At 69.5% G+C, this 20538-nt stretch carries 20 protein-coding genes and 3 tRNA genes; 5 read left to right on the forward strand and 18 right to left on the reverse strand.

Translation table 11 applies throughout. The features are described 5' to 3' along the window. Positions 1-36 precede the first annotated feature (36 nt). Positions 37-1101 (forward strand): GDP-mannose 4,6-dehydratase, encoded by a 1065-nt coding sequence (gene gmd / locus BUB75_RS20190; RefSeq protein ID WP_073259075.1) that lies wholly within the window; start codon positions 37-39, stop codon positions 1099-1101. A 57-nt stretch (positions 1102-1158) separates the two neighbouring features. Here gmd and BUB75_RS20195 read toward each other — a convergent pair whose 3' ends face one another. Further along, a complete protein-coding gene (locus BUB75_RS20195; RefSeq protein ID WP_073259076.1) occupies positions 1159-2826 on the reverse strand; it encodes an O-antigen ligase family protein in 1668 nt (555 codons plus the stop codon). Between the two features lie 266 nt (positions 2827-3092). Next, positions 3093-4274, reverse strand: a complete 1182-nt coding sequence (locus BUB75_RS20200) for a glycosyltransferase family 4 protein (protein ID WP_073259077.1) — start codon at positions 4272-4274, stop codon at positions 3093-3095. A 66-nt stretch (positions 4275-4340) separates the two neighbouring features. On the opposite strand from BUB75_RS20200, the gene BUB75_RS20205 reads away from it, so the two are divergent. After that, positions 4341-5309, forward strand: coding sequence for a GDP-L-fucose synthase family protein (locus tag BUB75_RS20205; RefSeq protein ID WP_073259078.1), 969 nt, complete (start codon positions 4341-4343; stop codon positions 5307-5309). 172 nt (positions 5310-5481) lie between these two features. Then, the gene (locus BUB75_RS20210) at positions 5482-6258 is read left to right on the forward strand and encodes a WecB/TagA/CpsF family glycosyltransferase (protein WP_073259079.1); all 777 of its coding nucleotides are present in this window, start codon (positions 5482-5484) and stop codon (positions 6256-6258) included. Between the two features lie 167 nt (positions 6259-6425). On the opposite strand, the gene rplL is transcribed toward BUB75_RS20210, so the two are convergent. The 7 genes from rplL to BUB75_RS20245 all read right to left on the reverse strand — a co-directional run bounded on the left by rplL (position 6426) and on the right by BUB75_RS20245 (position 10994). Beyond that, entirely contained in the window at positions 6426-6815 is a 390-nt protein-coding gene (gene rplL / locus BUB75_RS20215) for a 50S ribosomal protein L7/L12 (RefSeq protein ID WP_073259080.1), read from the reverse strand. A gap of 90 nt (positions 6816-6905) precedes the next feature. Further along, the gene (gene rplJ, locus BUB75_RS20220; RefSeq protein ID WP_073259081.1) at positions 6906-7478 is read right to left on the reverse strand and encodes a 50S ribosomal protein L10; all 573 of its coding nucleotides are present in this window, start codon (positions 7476-7478) and stop codon (positions 6906-6908) included. A 493-nt stretch (positions 7479-7971) separates the two neighbouring features. Next, positions 7972-8694, reverse strand: coding sequence for a 50S ribosomal protein L1 (rplA, locus tag BUB75_RS20225; RefSeq protein ID WP_073259082.1), 723 nt, complete (start codon positions 8692-8694; stop codon positions 7972-7974). Positions 8695-8783: 89 nt separating this feature from the next. Further along, entirely contained in the window at positions 8784-9218 is a 435-nt protein-coding gene (gene rplK, locus BUB75_RS20230) for a 50S ribosomal protein L11 (RefSeq protein ID WP_073259083.1), read from the reverse strand. Positions 9219-9442: 224 nt separating this feature from the next. Continuing rightward, positions 9443-10165, reverse strand: coding sequence for a transcription termination/antitermination protein NusG (nusG, locus tag BUB75_RS20235; protein WP_073259084.1), 723 nt, complete (start codon positions 10163-10165; stop codon positions 9443-9445). 96 nt (positions 10166-10261) lie between these two features. Beyond that, a complete protein-coding gene (secE, locus tag BUB75_RS20240) occupies positions 10262-10615 on the reverse strand; it encodes a preprotein translocase subunit SecE (RefSeq protein WP_073259085.1) in 354 nt (117 codons plus the stop codon). 306 nt (positions 10616-10921) lie between these two features. Further along, positions 10922-10994: transfer RNA gene (locus tag BUB75_RS20245), tRNA-Trp, on the reverse strand. Positions 10995-11213: 219 nt separating this feature from the next. Here BUB75_RS20245 and BUB75_RS20250 point away from each other — a divergent pair. Continuing rightward, positions 11214-12437 carry a pyridoxal phosphate-dependent aminotransferase gene (locus BUB75_RS20250; RefSeq protein WP_073259086.1) on the forward strand — a complete coding sequence of 408 codons (1224 nt, stop codon included), beginning with the start codon at positions 11214-11216 and terminating at the stop codon, positions 12435-12437. An 89-nt stretch (positions 12438-12526) separates the two neighbouring features. Here the strand turns inward: BUB75_RS20250 and BUB75_RS20255 are convergent, their stop codons facing one another. The 9 genes from BUB75_RS20255 to BUB75_RS20295 form a co-directional block, all read right to left on the reverse strand. Beyond that, the gene (locus BUB75_RS20255; RefSeq protein ID WP_073259087.1) at positions 12527-13954 is read right to left on the reverse strand and encodes a DHA2 family efflux MFS transporter permease subunit; all 1428 of its coding nucleotides are present in this window, start codon (positions 13952-13954) and stop codon (positions 12527-12529) included. A gap of 82 nt (positions 13955-14036) precedes the next feature. Beyond that, a complete protein-coding gene (locus tag BUB75_RS20260; RefSeq protein WP_073259088.1) occupies positions 14037-14612 on the reverse strand; it encodes a TetR/AcrR family transcriptional regulator in 576 nt (191 codons plus the stop codon). A 111-nt stretch (positions 14613-14723) separates the two neighbouring features. Then, a complete protein-coding gene (locus BUB75_RS20265) occupies positions 14724-15152 on the reverse strand; it encodes a MaoC family dehydratase (protein WP_073259089.1) in 429 nt (142 codons plus the stop codon). Beyond that, on the reverse strand, positions 15152-15604 hold the full coding sequence (locus BUB75_RS20270) for a MaoC family dehydratase N-terminal domain-containing protein (RefSeq protein WP_073259090.1): 453 nt from the start codon (positions 15602-15604) through the stop codon (positions 15152-15154). The genes BUB75_RS20265 and BUB75_RS20270 overlap by 1 nt, the downstream gene beginning before the upstream one ends. Positions 15605-15819: 215 nt before the next feature. Then, a complete protein-coding gene (gene rpmG, locus BUB75_RS20275; RefSeq protein WP_240746576.1) occupies positions 15820-15951 on the reverse strand; it encodes a 50S ribosomal protein L33 in 132 nt (43 codons plus the stop codon). Positions 15952-16074: 123 nt separating this feature from the next. Further along, positions 16075-16147, reverse strand: a tRNA-Met gene (locus tag BUB75_RS20280). 49 nt (positions 16148-16196) lie between these two features. Then, positions 16197-16269, reverse strand: a tRNA-Thr gene (locus BUB75_RS20285). An 89-nt stretch (positions 16270-16358) separates the two neighbouring features. After that, positions 16359-18950 (reverse strand): putative bifunctional diguanylate cyclase/phosphodiesterase, encoded by a 2592-nt coding sequence (locus tag BUB75_RS20290; RefSeq protein WP_178379924.1) that lies wholly within the window; start codon positions 18948-18950, stop codon positions 16359-16361. A 132-nt stretch (positions 18951-19082) separates the two neighbouring features. Continuing rightward, positions 19083-19490: a hypothetical protein gene (locus BUB75_RS20295; RefSeq protein WP_073259091.1), complete on the reverse strand. Its 408-nt coding sequence runs from the start codon at positions 19488-19490 to the stop codon at positions 19083-19085. A 201-nt stretch (positions 19491-19691) separates the two neighbouring features. On the opposite strand from BUB75_RS20295, the gene BUB75_RS20300 reads away from it, so the two are divergent. After that, positions 19692-20402, forward strand: coding sequence for a M50 family metallopeptidase (locus tag BUB75_RS20300; protein ID WP_073259092.1), 711 nt, complete (start codon positions 19692-19694; stop codon positions 20400-20402). The last annotated feature ends 136 nt before the right edge of the window (positions 20403-20538 follow it).

Here is a 20538-nt window from a genome sequence, read left to right on the forward strand (position 1 = left end):
CAGACTGCCCGAGCCCTCGATCAGAATGGATTCGCAGTGACCGATCCGACCCTTCCCACCGCCACCGGCACGCCCTCCGAGTCGGAGCGGCGGGTGGCCTTCGTGACCGGTATCACCGGGCAGGACGGGTCGTACCTGGCCGAATTGCTGCTCGCCAAGGGCTACGAGGTGCACGGCATCATCCGCCGGGCGTCGATGTTCAACACCGAGCGGCTGGACGCCATCTACCAGGACCCGCACGAGGCCCACCGGCGCCTGTTCCTGCACTACGGCGACGTCACCGACGCCAGTGGCCTGGTCAACGCGATCCGCGACATCCGGCCGACGGAGGTCTACCACCTGGCCGCGCAGAGCCACGTGCGGGTGAGCTTCGACATCCCGGAGTACACCGGCGACACCACGGGCCTGGGCACGGTCCGGTTGCTCGAGGCGATCCGGGCGGCCAAGGTCGAGACGCGGTTCTACCAGGCGTCCACGTCCGAGCTGTACGGGGCGACGCCGCCGCCGCAGGACGAGCAGACGCCGTTCCACCCGCGGAGCCCGTACGGCGTCGCGAAGATGTACTCGTACTGGATGACCGTGAACTACCGGGAGTCCTACGGTCTGCACGCATCGAACGGCATCCTGTTCAACCACGAGTCCCCGCGGCGCGGCGAGACGTTCGTGACCCGCAAGATCACGCGTGCGGTGGCGCGGATCGCGGCCGGGCTGCAGGAGGACCTGTTCCTCGGCAATCTCGACGCGGTGCGCGACTGGGGTTACGCGCCGGAGTACGTCGAGGGCATGTGGCGGATCCTGCAGCAGGACGAGCCGGACGACTACGTGCTGGCGACCGGCGTCCCCGCGACCGTGCGGGACTTCGTCACCGCGGCGTTCAGCCACGTCGGGCTCGACTGGGAGAAGTACGTCAAGCACGACTCCCGCTACGAGCGGCCGGCCGAGGTCGACGCGCTGATCGGCGACCCGGGGAAGGCCGAGCGGCAGCTGGGGTGGAAGGCGACCACGGACTGGCGTCGGCTGGCGCAGATCATGGTCGACGCGGACATCCAGCAGCTCGACGATCAGCTGTCCGGCCGGTCCATCCGTCTCGACGACCGGTAACCCGGCCACATACACGGCGAAGGCCGCGCCCCGCCGGGGGCGCGGCCCGTGTGCCGTTCAGCGCGTGAACGAATCCGCGGCAGGCTCCCGCGGCGCGACCGCGGGAGCTGGTGCCCCCGCTGCTGGCGCCCCCGGCGGCCCGGCCGGCGACGGCACCGGCGGTGTAGCGCCATCGGACGGCACCGTGGGCCCTCGTTTGGCCGCCTGCGCGGCGGGCCCCAGCACGATCCAGGCCTCGGCCGCGAGCAGGAAGATCCAGAACGTCCCGCCGACGCCGCCGAGCAACCAGTCCGCCCACGGGATCGTCGCCAGCGACGCCACCACCGCGATCGTGAACCACGCGGGGACGCCACGGCGCAATGCACGCCACAGCAGCAGCCCGAGCCCGAACAGGAACGCGATACATCCGAGGATGCCCGCCCGGCGCAGCGCGCCGATCGCCGAGTTGTCGGTGGTCAGCTCCGGCCGCTCGCCGACCACGCCGGTGTCCTCCCGGACCACCGCACCCCGTGGATCGGAGTTGTTGCCGAACAGCTTCGCGACGATCGCGTCGGCCTCGAACTCGTCGATCACCTGCTTCCAGGTGTCGACGCGGCCGCTCGTGATGTCGGCCGTCTCGTTCTCGGTGGCGGGCGTCGTCCCCGGGTCCTGGTAGCGGCTCTGGAACAGCGAGGACACCCCGCCCATCCCGATGAACACCATGCCGACCAGGACGAACGGCAGGACGGCCGCCAGCACCGCCCGGCGCACCGAGGGGTAGTGGGGCAGCCCGTCGTCCGGAACCACGGCGCCACGACGCGCCCACCACTGCTTCCGGGCCACGACCAGCAGATGGACACCCGCCGCGCAGGCCAGGAACAGCCACGCGGTGCGGGAGTTCGTCAGCAGGATGACCAGCCCGGTCAGCCCCAGCGCAGCACCGCGCTGCCAGCGGGCGAACGACCGGTCGGGCGCGATCCGCAACGAGATCAGCACGCCGATCAGCGCCAGCGAGTTCGGGTGGTACAGCAGGCCGGGGCCACCCCAGAAGCGGCCGGTCATGCGTGCGCCCCAGGCTCCCTCCGGCACCGCGTGAACGTCGTCCAGGATGTTGCCGGAACCGACCAGGAACAGCGCAGCGATCGCGAACAGGAACGCGGTGACGACGCCGATCGACGGGTCGCGGCCGGTGCGGCGCAGCGCGACGATGATGCCGAGCGCGGCCACCGCCGAGACGCCGAAGTACGCGACCCGCTGGCCGCCCACCGTCCAGCTCGCGGTCAGGATCGCCGAGATGATGCCGAGCGGCCAGTACGCCAGCCCGAGCCACGCGGCGCCGAGCCGCGGCAGCCGGATCGCGTCCCGGAACCAGGGGAACGTCCAGAGCAGCAGGAGCAGGGCGCCGAGCGCGTAGACCGACCACGTCACCGCGCGGGTCGTGGTCCACGTCCACGACATGATCCCGCAGAACACCACGAACCCGCCGACGGCGAGGCCCGACCAGGTGACGCCCCGCAGCGAGAGCGCGAAGCCGGCCACGGCCACCGCCAGTGCGGCACCGATCGCGGCCCGCGTCCCGTTGGCGGCATTCTCGGCGACGGCCTCCACCAACCAGGCGATCACCACGACGACCGCGCCGATCAGGACGAAGCGGCGGTGCCGCGCCGTCCACCGATCAGGGTCGAGGAAAGGCCCACCGGACCCAAGACGCTGGGCAAGGGGGCTGACGCGCTCTTCGATCGCCACGGCTGTGCTGAGTCCTCCGGTCGCTGTACGCAGCGTCGCTGCCTTCTGCTCCCCTGGGCGGCTGCGCTGTTGCCCCGCAGCGCTCCCGCACAGTGGACTCGACACCCGTACTGCCCCGGCGTGCAGCCGCGCCGCAGCGCGCCGGTCGGCAGCTGGGCACCGATTCCGCTGATTCTCGCATTGGTTCATGTGAGCCACGGACGGTACTCGCCAGCTACACGCCGTCTATCTCGTGGACTCCCAAAGTAACAACGGAGTTTGCTTCCTCAGCGTTTCACCGTACGGGCCGCGATCAGCTCCTCGTACACGCCGAGCAGCGCCGCGGTCGTCACGGTCGTGGAGAACTTCTGCTCGTACCGATGGCGAGCCACCGTAGCGAGGCCCGGCGCCTCGGCCACCACCCGCGGCAGCACCGCGGCGAGCGCATCCACCTCCGGCGGCACGGTCCAGCCCGCCGCCGCGGAGCCCGAACCCACGAGGAACGGCAACCCACCCATCGCCGTGGCCAGCACCGGCCGCCCGTTCGCCAGCGCCTCCACCACGACCATCGGACAGACCTCGTCCCACGTCGACGGCGTCACCAACGCGGCTGACGAACGCATCGCGTCCTGCACCTCGTCGTGCGTGCGTCGTCCGAGCAGCTCGATGTCGGCCCGCCCGGCCGCTGCGGCGGTGACCGACGACAACAACGGCCCGTCGCCGATCAGCCGCAGCGTGCCCAGCGACCCCTCGGGGTGCCGCTGCCAGGCGTCCAACAGGAGGTTGAGGCCTTTTTCGGCGGAGAACCGGCCCACGAACAGCAACCCGTTCCCGGGTTGCGAGTGCGTGCCCGGGTCGGGCACGCCGTTGGGTTTCACGGTGATCTGTGCCTCGGACACCCCGAACGATCGCAGATGATCGGCGATGGCCGGAGTCAGCGCCAGATATCGATCCACCGAGTGCCAGGTGCCGCGGTGCACGGTGAGCGTCGTCGCCATCAGCGCGCTCTGCGCCTTCGAGCCCCGGTAGCACGAGTGCTGCACGGCCGGGTACGGATAGGCCTTGCCCAGACAGTCGTGACACGAGTGGCCGTCGCGGAAGTACAGCCCGTTCGCACACACCTGGCGGAAGTTGTGCACGGTATGGACGACCGGAACACCGTGGGCGTGCGCGGTACGGATCACCCACGGGGACAGCAGCGGGTAGGGATTGTGCAGGTGGAGCACGTCCGGCCGCGACGACTCCAGCAGCGCGGCCAGCTCCCGCTGAGCGGTACGCGCGTAGATCGGCGAGATCGGCAGCAGCGCTTTCTGCCCCTTGGACAACGACGCGATCTCGTCCGAGCTGCGCTGGAACGGCAGCACGGTGACACCGGCGTCCGCGAGCAGCCGTGACTCGAGGTCGACGACCGTGTTCTCCCCCGACGGGTTGGCCGATACGTAGCGGTTGTGCGCTATCACGATCTTCACGGCGCGGGGCTCTCCACAGGCTTGGATACGCTGGCGGCAGACGTTACTACCCGGAGAGGACCCCTCGTGGCCACCGCCCCCTTCCACCACCCGGTCCCCCGCGACGCCCGGGTTTACATCGCCGGCCACGGCGGGCTCGTCGGCTCGGCGCTCTGGCGCCACTTCGAGTCGGTCGGCTTCACGAACCTGGTCGGCCGCCGCTCGAAGGAGCTCGACCTGCGCGACCGGGAGTCGGTGCGGGCGTTCTTCGACGAGGTCCGCCCGGACTACGTCATCGACGCCGCCGCGAAGGTCGGCGGCATCTTCGCGAACTCGACGTACCCGGCCGAGTTCCTCTCCGACAACCTGCGGATCCAGACGAACCTGCTGGACGCGGCCCACGAGTTCGGCGTCGAACGGTTCCTGTTCCTCGGCTCCTCCTGCATCTATCCGAAGTTCGCGCCGCAGCCGATCCGGGAGGATTCGCTGCTCACCGGCCCGCTCGAGGAGACCAACGACGCGTACGCGATCGCGAAGATCTCCGGGGTCATGCAGGTGCAGGCGATCCGGCGGCAGTACGGCCGCAACTACATCTCGGCGATGCCGACGAACCTGTACGGGCCCGGCGACAACTTCGAGATTCCCGGCGCGCACGTCATGCCGATGGTCATGCGGCGCATGCACGAGGCCGTCGCGGCCGGCGACACGACGTTCACGATCTACGGCACCGGCACCCCCCGTCGTGAGTTCCTGCACACCGACGACCTCGCCCGTGCGTGCCTGACGCTATTGGAGCGGTACGACAATCCCGCCCCGATCAACATCGGCGTCGGCGAGGACGTCACGATCGACGAACTGGTCCAGATGATCGCCGACGTCGTCGGCTACACCGGCGAGTTCACGCACGACACCTCGAAGCCCGACGGAACGCCCCGCAAGGTCCTCGACGTCTCCCGGATCAAGGCCCTGGGCTGGGAGCCCACTGTGGAGCTCTGTGACGGTATCCGCAGCGTCTACGAGTGGTTCCTCACCCACCAGACCACTTTCCGCCACTGATTCATATCGACGCCTGCAGGGCGCGCGCCGGTCGCTTCCGCGTCCGGCGCGCGGTTCGTCCACCGAGTCGTCCCGCTCGTTCGTGCGTGGCGCTCGCCCAGCCTCCGGTCGCTGGGGGTGTGCAGGGTTGCTGATTTCGGGTGGCGCGGCGGTGAACACTAAGCTCGCGGGCATGAGCACGTCTACGCGACCGGGCACGTTCGTGTGCTGCGGCGTCCGCATCGAAGCACTCACCCGCGAGCCCGCGGCGGCGCTGGTCGTCGACTCGCACTACGGGCAGGCGCGCCGCACCCACCTGTGCAACGCGTACACGCTCTCGCTCGCGGTGCGCGACCCGGAGTACCGCGCGCTGCTCAACGCCGCCGACGTCAACTTCGCCGACGGGCACTACGTGGCGATGGTCGGGCGGCGTCGTGGGTTTCCGGACATGGCCGCACGGGTCTACGGCCCCGACCTGATGGCCGACACCATCGACCAGGGGCGGGCCCGAGGGCTGAAGCACTACCTCTACGGGGCGTCGCCCTCGACGGTGACCGCGCTCGCCGAGAAGCTCGCCGAGCGGTTCCCCGGCGCGGAGTTCGTCGGCGTGGAGTCACCACCGTTCCGGCCGCTCTCCCCGGAGGAGGCGGACGACCTTGTCGCGCGGGTGGCCGAGGCCAAGCCGGACGTGTTCTGGGTGGGTCTCGGGACTCCGCGCCAGGACAAGTTCGTCGCCGACTACACGGCGCGGCTGAACTGCACGGTCGTCCCGGTCGGTGCGGCGTTCGACTTCCACGCCGGAAACAAGCCGTCGGCGCCGGAGTTCCTACAGCGCCACGGCATGGAGTGGGCATACCGCTTCGCCACGGAGCCCCGCCGTCTCTGGAAGCGCTACCTGGTCGGCAACCCGGTCTTCATCTACGGCGCCCTCACCGACCGCTTCCGGACGGCCCGGTCAGAACGGCGCTGACAGGCGAGCGCGAGGCCTTGAGTCACAGCCAGGACGCGACGGCCTCGCGCTCGACTGCCAGCGCCGCCCTGACCGGGCTCCAGGTCAGTACCAAAGCAAAGCGCCCGCCCCCATTGGGGGCGGGCGCTTCGTGTGTCAGTGGCGGCCGACGCTCGCGCCGGCACGGATCACTTGACGGAGACGGTGGCGCCAGCGGCCTCGAGCTGGGCCTTCGCCTTGTCCGCGGTCTCCTTGTTGGCCTTCTCCAGGACCGGCTTCGGCGCGCCGTCGACCAGGTCCTTGGCCTCCTTCAGGCCGAGGTTGGTGAGGGCACGCACCTCCTTGATGACCTGGATCTTCTTGTCGCCGGCGCCCTCGAGAATGACGTCGAACTCGTCCTTGTCCGGCTCGGCCTCGGCGGCAGCGCCGGGGCCGGCCGGGCCGGCAACGGCGACGGCGGCCGGAGCGGCAGCCTTGACGTCGAAGGTGTCCTCGAAGAGCTTCACGAACTCGGAGAGCTCGATCAGCGTCATCTCCTTGAACGCGTCGAGCAGCTCGTCGGTGCTGAGCTTCGCCATGTCAGGCGTTTCCTTTCATCGGGGTGCCAGGGGGTCACCCCAGCGCGTATGTGAGTGCGGCGAGGCTGATCAGCCCCAACGCGGGGACGATCAGGCTTCGGCCGAAGCCTCGGCAGCGGGAGCGTCGGCGCCGCCCTCGGCAGCCTTCTTCTCCTGCAGGGCCTGGGCGAGCCGGGCCAACTGGGTCGGCAGCGCGTTGAACGTCGCGGCAGCCTGCGCCATCTTGGCCTGCATGGCACCCGCGAGCTTCGCGAGCAGAACCTCGCGCGACTCCAGGTCGGCCAGCTTGGTGATGTCCTCGGCGCTCAGCTTGCGACCGTCGAGCACGCCACCCTTGACCACCAGCAGCGGGTTGGCCTTGGCGAAGTCCCGCAGGCCCTTGGCGGCCTCGACCGGGTCACCCTTGACGAACGCGATCGCGGTCGGACCGGTCAGCAGCTCGTCGATGTCGGTGATACCGGCATCACGTGCGGCGATCTTCGCGAGCGTGTTCTTCGTGACCGCGTAGGTCGTCTCGCGACCGAGCGAACGACGCAGCGTGGTCATCTGCGCCATCGTCAGTCCGCGGTACTCGGTGAGCACCGCCGCCGCCGAGTCGCGGAAACCGCCGGTCAGCTCAGCCACCGCGGCCGCCTTGTCGGGGCGGGCCTGAGTGTCAGCCATGGGCCTCCTCTCTCGTAACTCGGGCTGGTCGTACCTGCCTGAAACGAGAGACGCCCCGGCGCAGGGCGCACGGGGCAGCACACAAGCCATTCGCGCAGAGATCTGCACGGGACCTACGGCGACCGTCCGGCCTGCGCGGGTCGCCCGCGCGAGGCGGGACCTTCGGCCGTACCGAGCGAACTCAGCACAGCGACCAGCGGTCTTCGGTGGATGTCATCGACCAGAATACGTGCGCCATCCGGTATCAGCAAAACGCGTTCCCCGCGTCACAGGGAACAGCGGACAAGAGGGGGCGTCGTCCGTGTTGCGCGCCGAGGAGCGCACTCGGCGACGCCCCCTCCGGCTCGGCCCACCCTTCGATCGCCAAGTTACCAGCCCACTCCGCGATGGCAGTGTGCGCGAGACGCAATGCCCCCATTCATCCCTCAGCCGGACGACGAACGAGGCGGCCCCCATCGGGAGCCGCCTCGTCGTGATGCGGGATGACCGAGCGTCAGGCAGACGTCGCAGCGTCCTCTTCGGTGAGGTTGCGCGACCGGTTCGGGTCGACCGGGATGCCCGGGCCCATGGTGGTCGTGAACGTCACCTTCTTGAGGTACTTGCCCTTCGCGGCGCTCGGCTTGGCGCGGTTGATCTCGTCGAGCGCGGCCGCGTAGTTCTCGACCAGCTTCGTGTCGTCGAAGCTCGCCTTGCCGATGACGAGGTGCAGGTTCGACTGCTTGTCGACGCGGAAGTTGATCTTGCCGCCCTTGATGTCGGCAACCGCCTTGGTCACGTCCGGCGTGACCGTGCCGGTCTTCGGGTTCGGCATGAGACCGCGCGGGCCCAGGATCCGCGCGATCTTGCCGACCTTGGACATCTGGTCCGGGGTCGCGATGGCGGCGTCGAAGTCCAGCCACCCGCCCTGGATCCGCTCGATCAGGTCCTCGGAGCCCACTGCGTCGGCGCCGGCGGCCTCGGCCTGCGCGGCCTTGTCGCCGACCGCGAACACGATGACGCGAGCGGTCTTGCCGGTGCCGTGCGGCAGGTTGACCGTGCCACGCACCATCTGGTCGGCCTTGCGAGGGTCGACGCCGAGCCGGATCGCAACCTCGACGGTCGCGTCGTACTTGGTGGTGCTGGTGGTCTTGGCCAGCCGCGCCGCTTCGAGCGGGCTGTAGAGCTTCGTCTTGTCGACGGATTCCGCCGCCGTGCGGTACGCCTTGCTGCGCTTCATCTCATCTCCTACTAGCTAACGGAGTTCGTGGTTAGTGAGCCGCGCTCGGCTCTCCCACGACTTCTCGGTGGTGCTGCGGTGCCGGACGCTCAGTCCTGGACAGTGATGCCCATCGAGCGCGCCGTACCGGCGATGATCTTCTCGGCCTGGTCGAGGTCGATCGCGTTCAGGTCGACCATCTTGGTCTCAGCGATCTGCCGGACCTGGTCCCGCGTCACGGTGGCGACCTTGGTCTTGTGCGGCTCGCCCGAACCCTTCGGCACACCGGCGGCCTTGAGCAGCAGCCGCGCGGCCGGCGGGGTCTTGGTGACGAACGTGAACGAGCGGTCCTCGTAGACCGAGATCTCGACCGGGACGATGTCGCCCCGCTGCGACTCGGTGGCCGCGTTGTAGGCCTTGCAGAACTCCATGATGTTCACGCCGTGCTGACCCAGCGCGGGGCCGACCGGCGGCGCAGGCGTCGCAGCGCCGGCCTTGATCTGGAGCTTGATGATTGCTGAGAGCTTCTTCTTCTTCGGAGGCATCTTCCTGGGCTTTCCTGGGCTACTGCAGTCCCCCGGACTCTCCGGGGAACATTTGCCGGTTACAACCGGACACCACTAATGATGCCGGAAGCACAGCGGGCGCCATGTTCTGACCTGGAGCCCGCTCAGGGCGGCGCTGGCATCCGCGCCGGGCGACGTCGCGTATACCGTCATACTCAAGTCGCCCGGCGCGGCTGTCAGCGTCGTCCTGAGCGGGCCGCCCACTAGATCTTCGAGACCTGGTTGAAGTTGAGTTCTACCGGGGTCTCTCGGCCGAAGATCGAGACGAGCACCTTGAGCTTCTGCGCGTCCGGGTTGATCTCGCTGATCGAGGCGGGCAGCGTGGCGAACGCGCCCTCGGTGACCGTGACCGAATCGCCGACCTCGAAGTCGACGACCTTCACCGGCGCCTTGACCTCCTTCTGGACGGTCGGCGCGAGGATCTTCACGACCTCTTCGAGGCTCAGCGGGCTCGGACGGTCGGCGCGCGAGGTGGCCCCGACGAAGCCCGTGACGCCCGGCGTGTTCCGCACCGCGGACCAGGACTCCGGCGTCAGCTCCATCCGGACCAGCAGGTAGCCCGGGAAGACCTTCGACTGGACCTGCTGCCGCTTGCCGTTCTTGACCTCGGTGACCTCCTGAGTGGGCACCTCGATCTGGAAGATGTAGTCCTCGACGTTCAGCGACGTGATGCGGCTCTCGAGGTTGGTCTTGACCTTGTTCTCGTAGCCGGCGTAGGAGTGCACGACGTACCACTCGCCGGGGGCCATCCGCAGTGCGCGGCGCAGCTCCTCGACCGGGTCTTCTTCGTCGTCGGGCGTGACGGCCGCGGGGGCCGGAGTCGGAGCTGCGAGCGCCTCGACGTCGGCCGACGCCTCGGCGTCATCGGTCAGGGCGGCGGTCTCGCCTCCCTCGGGAAGGCGGAAATCCTCGTCGTAGTCGGGCACGCGATGGCTCTTCTCTGTCTGTGGGTTTAATCCATTGTCCCGCACGCGGACGCGACACGAGGCCAACCCGGGATGCGGGCCGGCCTCGGGGGCGAACTAGGAGTCGCTGTTCGCCCCGAACGCCCACATCACGATCTTGGCGACGCCGGCATCGAGGCCCCACACGATCGCGGTCATGATCGTCACGAACACGACGACCACGGACGTGTAGGTGATCAGCTCCTTGCGGGTGGGCCAGATCACCTTGCGCAGCTCGGCGACGACCTCGCGGATGAACCTGATCAACCGGGAGATCGGATTGGGTCGACGCTCCTTGGTGCCCTTGCGCGGCCCCTTGTCGACGGGGCCCTTGCCACCGGCCTTGGGGAGCTTGGGCGAACCGTCGGTCTTCGCGGCGACGCTAGCTGCAGACCGCTCCGCCGCTTGGGCGCTGCCCTTGCTGTCGGCCACCGGACTGCCTTCCCGTCGTCAGTCGTTGCTTCGTTCGGGCCGGGCGGCTGGAGTCCTTGCTGTCGGACTCTGTCGCTCTGCCTTCCCGTCGTCAGTCGTTGCTTCGTTCGGGCCGGGCGGCTGGAGTCCTTGCTGTCGGACTCTGTCGCTCTGCCTTCCCGTCGTCAGTCGTTGCTTCGTTCGGGCGGGGCGGCTGGAGTCCTTGCTGTCGGACTCTGTCGCTCTGCCTTCCCGTCGTCAGTCGTTGCTTCGTGCTCTTAACTCGCCTGTCGGAGCCTTAGTTCCCCTCGTCGGGCGAGGTCGGTGCAGGGGTGACAGGACTTGAACCTGCAGCCTGCGGTTTTGGAGACCGCTGCTCTGCCAATTGAGCTACACCCCTTCGCACTGCCGCGGGTGCGGCAACGCGCTTTGCAACATACTTCCCTGAGGCGAGCGCGACGACAACCCGCCGTCCGACCAGGGGCTGGCGGGTCGGGCGTCAGCACGCCCCAGAGCGATGAGTGTACGGGGTCGCCGACGAATCTCCCAAACCGGCATCGCGCGGGCCCGCGAACTATAGGCGCGCACCCGCACAGCCCGGTCTGCCAGAGTGGAAGCCATGACCGCAGCTGACACCTCGCCCGCCCGCCGCATCTCGACCAAGGTGGGTGCCATCGCCGAATCCGCCACGCTCGCCGTCGATGCCAAGGCCAAGGCGCTGAAGGCGGCCGGGCGCCCGGTGATCGGCTTCGGCGCCGGCGAGCCCGACTTCCCCACCCCCGACTACGTCGTCCAGGCCGCGATCGCCGCCTGCAGCGACCCGAAGAACCACCGCTACACCCCCGCCGCCGGCCTGCCCGAGCTCAAGGCCGCGATCGCGGCGAAGACGCTGCGCGACACCGGCGTCGAGGTCGCCGCGAACCAGGTCCTGGTCACCAACGGCGGCAAGCAGGCCGTGTACGAGGCGTTCGCGACGCTGATCGACGACGGCGACGAGGTCATCCTCCCGGCGCCGTACTGGACCACCTACCCCGAGGCGATCCGCCTGGCCGGCGGCGTCCCGGTCGACGTCATCGCCGACGAGACCCAGGACTACCTGGTCACGGTCGAGCAGCTCGAGGCCGCCCGCACCGAGAAGACGAAGGCGCTGCTGTTCTGCTCGCCGAGCAACCCGACCGGCGCGGTCTACACCGCCGAGCAGGTCGAGGCGATCGGCCGCTGGGCGCTCGAGCACGGCATCTGGGTGATCACCGACGAGATCTACGAGCACCTGATCTACGGCGACGCCGAGTTCGTCTCGATCGTCAAGGCGGTCCCGGAGCTGGCGAACCAGGCCGTGATCCTGAACGGCGTCGCGAAGACCTACGCGATGACCGGTTGGCGCGTCGGGTGGCTGATCGGCCCGACCGACGTCGTCAAGGCGGCGGCCAACCTCCAGTCCCACCTGAGCTCGAACGTGGCCAACGTGTCGCAGCGGGCCGCGCTGGCCGCCGTCGAAGGTGACCTGTCCGCGGTCGAGGAGATGAAGACCGCGTTCGACCGTCGCCGCCAGACGATCGTCCGGATGCTCAACGAGATCGACGGCGTCTACTGCCCGGAACCGAAGGGTGCGTTCTACGCCTACCCGTCGGTCAAGGGGCTGATCGGCAAGGAGCTGCGCGGCGTTCAGATCTCCTCGTCCTCGCAGCTCGCGTCGGTGATCCTCGACGAGGTCGAGGTCGCGGTCGTTCCGGGCGAGGCGTTCGGCACGCCGGGTTACCTCCGGCTCTCGTACGCGCTCGGCGACGACGACATCGTCGAGGGCGTCTCCCGTCTCCAGAAGCTGCTCGCCGAAGCCCACTGACGCCTTCACACGCCTTCACACGCCTTCACAGCGAAGCGGGCCCGTTCGGGCGAGCCATGGCTCGCCCGAACGGGCCCGCTTCGAGTTGGTCAGGCGGGCACCGGCTCGGGTTCGCGGGCCAGCGGCGGCACAACCGGCTCGGGCGTCGAGCGCCGGAGACCGGGGACGAAGACCGCGGCGGCCGCGCCAGCCAGGACCACACCGACGCCGACCCAGGTCGCGACGCTGGTGCCGTCCGAGTACGACTGCGCCGAGGCGTAGCCGCCCTGGTGCGAGAAGACCGCCGCGAGCACGGCCACCCCGAACACGCCCCCGATCTCCCGGATCGCGTTGTTCGCACCGGACGCCACGCCGGTGTCAGCGACCGACACCGACCCGAGCACCACGTTCGCGATCGGGACGAAGAACAGCGCCATGCCGATCCCGGAGATCACGAACGCCGGCCACTGCGTGGAGTAGGGAGTGTCCGGCGCCATCGTCCCGGCCAGCCAGGCGAGCCCGGCCGCCTGCAGCAGCAGACCGACGACCAGGAGCGGGCGCCCGCCGATCCGGTCGGAGAGCGGACCGGCCAGCGGCGCGACCAGCATCGGCATCGCGGTCCAGGGCAGCATCTTCAGGCCCGCCTCGAACGGACCGGCCCCCTGCACGGTCTGCAGGAACTGGGCGAGCAGGAAGATCGATCCGAACATCCCGAAGCTGAACAGCATCGCGGTGGCGTTGCTCGCGGCGAAGCCCCGGTTGCGGAACAGCCGTAGCGGCAGCATCGGGTGGGCGGTGCGGGCCTCCCAGGCCACGAACAGCGCGGTCAGGGCGCCGCCGACGACCAGCGAACCCACGACCTCGGCGCTGCCCCAGCCGGCCGCGTTGCCGCGCACCAGGCCCCACACGATGCCGAGCAGACCGGCGGTGATCAGGCCGAGGCCGGGCAGGTCGAGACGCTGCGCCGTGCCCCGTGCCGGCGAGAGACGGGTCAGCGCGATCGGCGCCAGCAGGATGCCCACCGGGACGTTGATCCAGAAGATCCACTGCCAGGCCCATCCGTCGACGACCGCCCCGCCGATCAGCGGGCCGAACGCGACGCCGAGCCCGGAGACCGCTCCCCAGACCCCCAGCGCGGCACCGCGTCGCTCTGGCGCTACCGCTGCGGACAGCATCGTCAGCGTGAGCGGCAGGATCATCGCGCCGCCGACGCCCTGAACGGCCCGTGCGGCGATCAGCGTGCCGACGTTCGGGGCCAGCGCCGCGAGCGCCGACGCGACCGTGAACAGCGCGATACCGAGGCCGAGAATGCGGCGGCGTCCAAAGCGTTCACCCAGCGTCGCACCGGTGAGGAGGAGGACGCCGAACGTCAGCGTGTAGGCGTTGACGGTCCACTCGAGGTCGGCGAGGTCGGCGCCGAGCGAGGTGCGGATCTCCGGGAGTGCGGTGGTGACGACCAGGTTGTCCAGCGACACCATGAAGGCCGCCAGCGTGGTCACGGGGAACGTCCATCGGGTCGTGGAGGGTGGCGCGGACATGGCGAGGCTCCCCAGGTAGTGATTGGTCAATAACTTCGTTGGGTCGAAAAAAGTCCCGGCCGCGGCGCCGGGACTCGGGTCGTTACTGCTGCGGGGCGTCGAGGAACTCCAGCCCCTCGCGCATGGCCTCGGGAACGCACAGGCGCGCCCACGGGGCGTCGTACGAGTCGAGGCTCATCGCCGTGACGACGTTCCAGAGCATGCCGTAGGCGAAGAACTGCCGAACCGAATCGTCGGTCGCGCCACCGATGCGCTGCACGGTCGCCCAGAGCCGGCCGTAGCCGTTGCGGGCGGCCTGGCGGATCTCCGGATCGTCGCACTGCGCGTAGGTCTGGAGCTGGTGCATCAAGAGGTCACGATCGCCGATCAGCTTGGTGTACGCATCACCCATCGCGACCATCGCGTCCGCGCCGGCCAGGCCTTCGGCAGCGCCCTCGAACGCTTCGACGACTCGGCGGAAGCAGAGGTCGACAGTGGCGACGAACAGCGCCTTCTTGTTCGGGAACAGGCGGAAGAGGTAGGGCTGGCTGATGCCGACCCGGCGGGCGATCGTCTCGGTGCTGGTGCCGTCGAACCCGCCCCGGGCGAACTCGACCAGGGCGGCCCGAACGACCATCTCGCGTCGCTCGTCAGCACTAAGGCGCGTCCCTGGGCTCATGGACCCAAGTTATTGACCAATCACTACTTAGTCAATAGGTCGCGGAATCCCGATAACGCGAAACCGGCCTCTAAGGCGCGCTTAGAGGCCGGTTTCGCGTCAAGTCGCGGGTCAGGCGAGCTGGAGTACGGCCTTGGCCTTGCCGAGGACCCTGTCGGTGCCGGCGTGAGCGGTGAGCTCCACGGCCACGCGCCGGTCGTCCAGCTTCTCGGTCACGACGCCGGAGACCAGCAGGTCGGCACCCTTGTCGTCGTCCGGGACCACGACCGGCTTGGTGAACCGAACCCCGTACTCGACGACCGCTCCCGGGTCACCGACCCACTCGGTGAGCACCCGGCTGGCCTCGGCCATCGTGAACATGCCGTGCGCGATGACGTTCGGCAGCCCGACGGACGTCGCGATCCGCTCGTTCCAGTGGATGACGTTGAAGTCGCCGGAGGCGCCCGCGTACATCACCAGGTTCTGCCGCTGGATCGGGAACGTCTTCGCGGGCAGCGCGGTGCCGACCTCGACGTCGTCGTAGGAGACGGTGGCGGCCATCAGCTCTCCTTCTCGGCGGCACGGGAGACGATCAGCGCGTACGCGGCGAGCACCGGCTCGCCGTCCTCGGTGGTGACGTCCGTACGCATGGACAGGAAGATGCTGCCCGCGCGGTTCTTCACGTCCTCGATCGTCGTCTCGCAGACGAGGCGGTCACCGGGGCGCACCGGCCGGGTGTAGACGAACCGCTGTTCGCCGTGGACCACCCGGCTGTAGTCCATCCCCACCTCCGGATCGAAGGTCGCGGCGGCGGTCGAGCGCATCGTGAAGATGATCGGGAACGTCGGCGGCGCGATCACGTCGGGGTGGCCGAGCTTCTGGGCGGCTGCCGGGTCGAGGTACGCGGGGTTGAGGTCGCCGATCGCCTCGGCGAACTCCCGGATCTTCTCCCGCCCGACTTCGTAGGGCGCGGTCTTCGGGTACGTGCGCCCGATCGCGTCCGCGGCGCTCATCGTGCGCTCACCAGCGCTACGTCTGTCCGGTCGGCCACGGCGCCTCCTTCGGGTCGAGTTTCACCGCAACCTACCGGTAACGTCCCGCCGCCGACCGTGGCCCGTCTCACACACAAACGGCGCCACCCCACAGGGGCGGCGCCGTTGAGCGCGAAAGTCAGCGGGTCTCGCGGTGGGGCTGGTGCTTGCCACAACCCAACGCGGCGCAGAACTTCTTAGCGGGTCTCGCGGTGGGGCTGGTGCTTGCCACAATTCGGGCAGAACTTCTTCACCTCGAGCCGGTCGGGGTCGTTCCGCCGGTTCTTCTTAGTGATGTAGTTCCGGTTCTTGCACTCCACGCAAGCCATCGTGATCTTCGGTCGGACGTCGGTGGCGGCCACGGGAGTGCCTCTTTCTACAAGATCGGGTCGGGACTCGACCAACTAGCTTACCTGGCACCGGCCGACCGTGTGGCCGACCGGGAGTGGCGGTAGCGGTGGCCGGACTTGAACCGGCGACACAGCGATTATGAGCCGCTTGCTCTGCCATCTGAGCTACACCGCCATGGCAGCAAGCCTGCACTGCCGGGCACACCGGCCGAGGCCGGAATCGGAGCCCCCTTACGGAATCGAACCGTAGACCTTCTCCTTACCATGGAGACGCTCTGCCGACTGAGCTAAGGGGGCCTTGCGAGCCGCTGCAAAGGTTACACGGCCCGCCCCGCGGATGCGAAATCGGTATCGCCCATCCGCACAAAAAGCCTTCTGACCAGCGGTTATCCGTGCTGGCCGACGACGCGCAACCGGCGCGTCGCCTCGTCGGCCGCTGCGGCGTCGCCGGACGATTCCCCGGACGGATCCCCCGACGACTCCGTGGTCGATTCGGTCCGCGCAGCGACCCACGACTCCAGCCGGTCCTGCGGCAGCGGCCGGGCGAACAGGAAGCCCTGGGCGATGTCGCAGCCCATCTCCTCCAGGTGCGCCAGCGCCCGCTCGCTCTCGACGCCCTCGGCCACCACCGAGAGCCCCAGATGGCGGCCCAGCCCGACGATCGACCGGACGATGCCGAGGTCCGCCGCGTCGGTGTTCATGCCCAGGACGAACGAGCGGTCGATCTTGATCTCGTGGACCGGGATCGTGCGGAGGTAACTGAACGCCGACGTCCCGACCCCGAAGTCGTCGAGGGACAGCCGGACGCCCCGCTCGGCGAGCCGCCGCAGCGTCGCCAATGGGCGCTCCGCATCGGTCAGTGCGCCGCCCTCGATGATCTCCAGCGTGAGTAGCTCGGGCGGCACCCCGGCGTCGGCGAGCAACTGGTCGAGCTCGTCGGGGAAGTCCGGGTCCTGCAGCGTGCGGGCGGACAGGTTGACCGAGACCCCGAGCGGACGCCCCTGGTCCTGCCAGCGGCGGCACTCGGCCAGCGCGTTCCGCAGCACCCACCGGGTGAGCGGCCCGATCAGGCCGGTGTGCTCGGCGACCGGCACGAACTCGCCGGGCATCAGCAGGCCCTGCTCCGGGTGGTTCCACCGGACCAGGCATTCGACGCCGATCAGCTCGCGCGTCGCCAGGGCCACCTTGGGCTGGTAGTGGACGGTCAGCTCGTCCTGCTCGATCGCCCGCCGAAGCTCGGGCACCAACCCCAGCCGGTGGACGCTGCGCGACTCCATCGCGCCGCTGTAGACCGCCACGCCACGTGGCAACGCCTTCGCGGCGTCGGTGGCCGCATCGACCCGGCGGAGCAGCGTCTCGCTGTCGTCGGCGTGGTCGGGGAACAGGACGACGCCGACCGCGGCACCGACCTCGATCGTGAAGTTCTCCAGCGGGAACGGCTCGATCGCGACCCGCCGCAGGTCGGTGGCGAGCGCCACCACGCAGTCGACGCCCGACGCGCGCAGCAGCACCGCGAACTCGTCGCCACCGAGGCGCGCGACCAGGGCACCGTCCGGCGCGTGTTCGCGCAGACGGCGTCCGACCTCAGCGAGCAGCCGGTCACCCGCCTTGTGGCCCAGCGTCTCGTTGACGCCGCGCAGGGCGTCGATATCGAACTCGAGCAGCGCCACGACCTCGTCGGGCACCGGATCGACGGCGATCGCGGCCTCGACGGCCTCGACCAGCCGGCGACGGTTCGGCAGCCCGGTCGTCGTGTCGTGATACGCGTCATAACGCAGCCGCTCGACCAGGCGGGAGTTCTCCACGGCAACCGCGGCGTGCGCGGCGAGCGTCTCCAGCAGCCGGACGTCCGCGGCCCCGAACGTCGCCAGGTCGTGCAGCCGGTCGGCGACCTCCAGGCAGCCGACGACCGCGGTGCCCGAGCGGAGCGGGACCACGATCAGGTCTTTGACGTCGCGTCCGCGCAGTGCCCGGCGCAGCCGCAGGTCGGCGTTGGCGCCGCGGGGGCCCAGATGCACGGTGACGCCGGTGTCGAGCACCCGACGCCGGATCGGGTCCTCACCCAGCTGTTCGTCGATCAGGCCCGCCTGGTCGACCCGGGCGACCAGCGCGGTCTCCGGGTGGCGTCCGAGGGCCGGCATCCAGAGCGTGGCGGACTCCGCGGAGAGCAGTTCCCGAACCCTGGTCAGCATCGTGTCGGCGAGGCTGTTCTCCTGCCTGGCCGTGCTCACCGCCCTGGTGAACGCGTACAACTCCCCCAGGCTCTTGTGCTGGGCGAGGAACTGAGCGTAGGCGCGGTAGCCCATGACGAGCACCACCGCCAGCACGACCAGCAACACCAGCGCCAGCATGTTGACCTTGAGCACGATCAGCACGACGAGGCCGACCGTGGTGTTCAGCACACCGACCGAGATCGAGGCGATCACCAGCCGGGTCACCGCGACCGGCGCCGGGCGCCCCTCGTAGAGCGTGATCGCGGCCAGGATGCCCGCGAAGCTCACCAAGTCGGCGAGCCCCACCGCGAGCAGCATCGAGATCCAGAGCAGCGGCTGAGTGGTGTCGAGCGGGCTCATGTACGCGAACACCGCGACGGCGACGCCGGTCTCGGCGGCGGCCACCGTGGTGTTCGTGACGAATTTGTGGGGCGTGGTGCGGCGAACCGCGTTGACCACGATCACCGCGGTCAGCCGGCTGAGCACCAGCGCCAGCGGCGAGAGCCAGTACAGGCCGAGGACCAGCGGAATCTCGGAGATCGAGAACGAGTGCGTCTCGCGGCGCAGCTGGACGTGCAGCTGCGTGGCCTCGCCGACCAGGAACAACCCGATGAAGATCGGGATCAGCCAGGCGGGCGCGAGGCCCCCGCCGGCGACCGTGATCGCCGCTTGGGTGCCCGCGGCGCCGACCGCGGCGGTGACGAGAACGAGTGGCCAGAGACGGGTCGGCACCCCGGCGATGCGCCGCCTCGTCACGTCGGCCACGCGCACCTCCCCGGCAGTTTCCAGCCCGTCCATCCGGATGAAAGGAGCACGGACGGCCCAGCTTCGGCGATCACATCATGCAGGACCTGCTGATCGGTCTTCCCGGAAAGGTGCACGAATTCGGCGCAACGGTCAGGTCCAGCTGGACCCAATGGGCAGGCCGGTATCAACCGACCCGGATACGGTCCCGGCGACCGCCCCGGTCACGGCCCCACCGACCGACTCGGTGACCGACTCCGTGACGCCCGCGGGAATCGCGCCCGTGACCGTCACCGTCACCCCGTCGGTGACCGACCGGCGTACCGTCCAGCTGCTCCCGGCGCCCGGCGTGCCCTCGGTGGGCTCGCCCTGCCCCTCGACCGTGCCGGACGTCGTCCCGGCTTTTGTGCCGGTATCCCCGATGGCCCGGTGGCCGGTCGCTTCGGTGGTCCCGGTGGCCGCGTGCGCCGGGGTCCCGAACAGGCCGCCGGCAACGGCGGTGACCAGACCGACGGCGACGACCAGGCCGCCGGCCGTCCTACCCGCGGAATCTCCCCGCATCGCTCCCCCTCGCAAGTGCCACAACTGCCGAATCGGACACTGAGTCCGATAGGTTTCAATGACCCCAATAATGGATTATCTCACGCTCTGATCACAGGGGCACCACCCTCCGTAAACGCCCACCCCCGCCTGCTCGACCGACGCTGGTGGGGATGTGCGACCCTGCCCGCGACAGTTGCAGGCGGATCGCGAAGGAGCCAGGTGGACGGGCGGAGCCTGAGCGAGGTCTGGACCAACGTTCTGGGGACGCAGCCCGACCCGCCACGGTGGCTCGTGCTGACGGCCGCGGTCGTAGCGCTGGTAGCGGTCGTCCCGCACCCGCTCTGGCGGATCTCCCGGAACGTCGTGACGATCGCACACGAGGGCGGCCACGCGGCCGCGGCGGTGCTGAGCGGCCGGCGGCTGACCGGCATCCGCCTGCACTCCGACACCTCCGGCGTGACGGTCTCTCGCGGCAAGCCGTACGGGCCGGGCATGGTGGCCACCGGCGCCGCCGGCTACATCACGCCGTCGCTGCTGGGTCTGCTCGGCGCGGTCCTGCTCACCGCGGGGCACATCACCGCGCTGCTCTGGCTCGCCGTGGTCGGGCTCGCCGCGCTGCTGGTGATGATCCGCAACGTCTACGGTGTCGCGTCGGTGCTGGTGACCGGCGGCCTCGTGTTCGTCGTGTCGTGGTTCGGCACGCCCACCGCGCAGGCCGGGTTCGCCTACGCGTTCACCTGGTTCCTGCTCGTCGGCGGCGCCCGCCCGGTGGTCGAACTGCAGCGGCTCCGCCGCCGCGGACAAGCCCCACAGTCGGACGCCGACCAGCTCGCGCGGTTGACCGGGCTCCATCCGTTGCTCTGGGTCGCGCTGTTCGCGTTCGTCGCGCTCACGTGCCTTCTGCTGGGCGCTCGCTGGCTCCTGGGCTGACGTCCGGTCACGTTCGGGTCACCGACCGGGGACGGGGTTGCAGCACCACTCGCGGACGATCGGCATAATGGCAGCCGCACATCTTCGGGAACACGGTTGAGCAGCCAGCCGCCCTAATGGGAGGGGTGGCTGGCTA

The sequence above is a fragment of the Cryptosporangium aurantiacum genome, assembly GCF_900143005.1.
GTDB lineage: Bacteria > Actinomycetota > Actinomycetes > Mycobacteriales > Cryptosporangiaceae > Cryptosporangium > Cryptosporangium aurantiacum.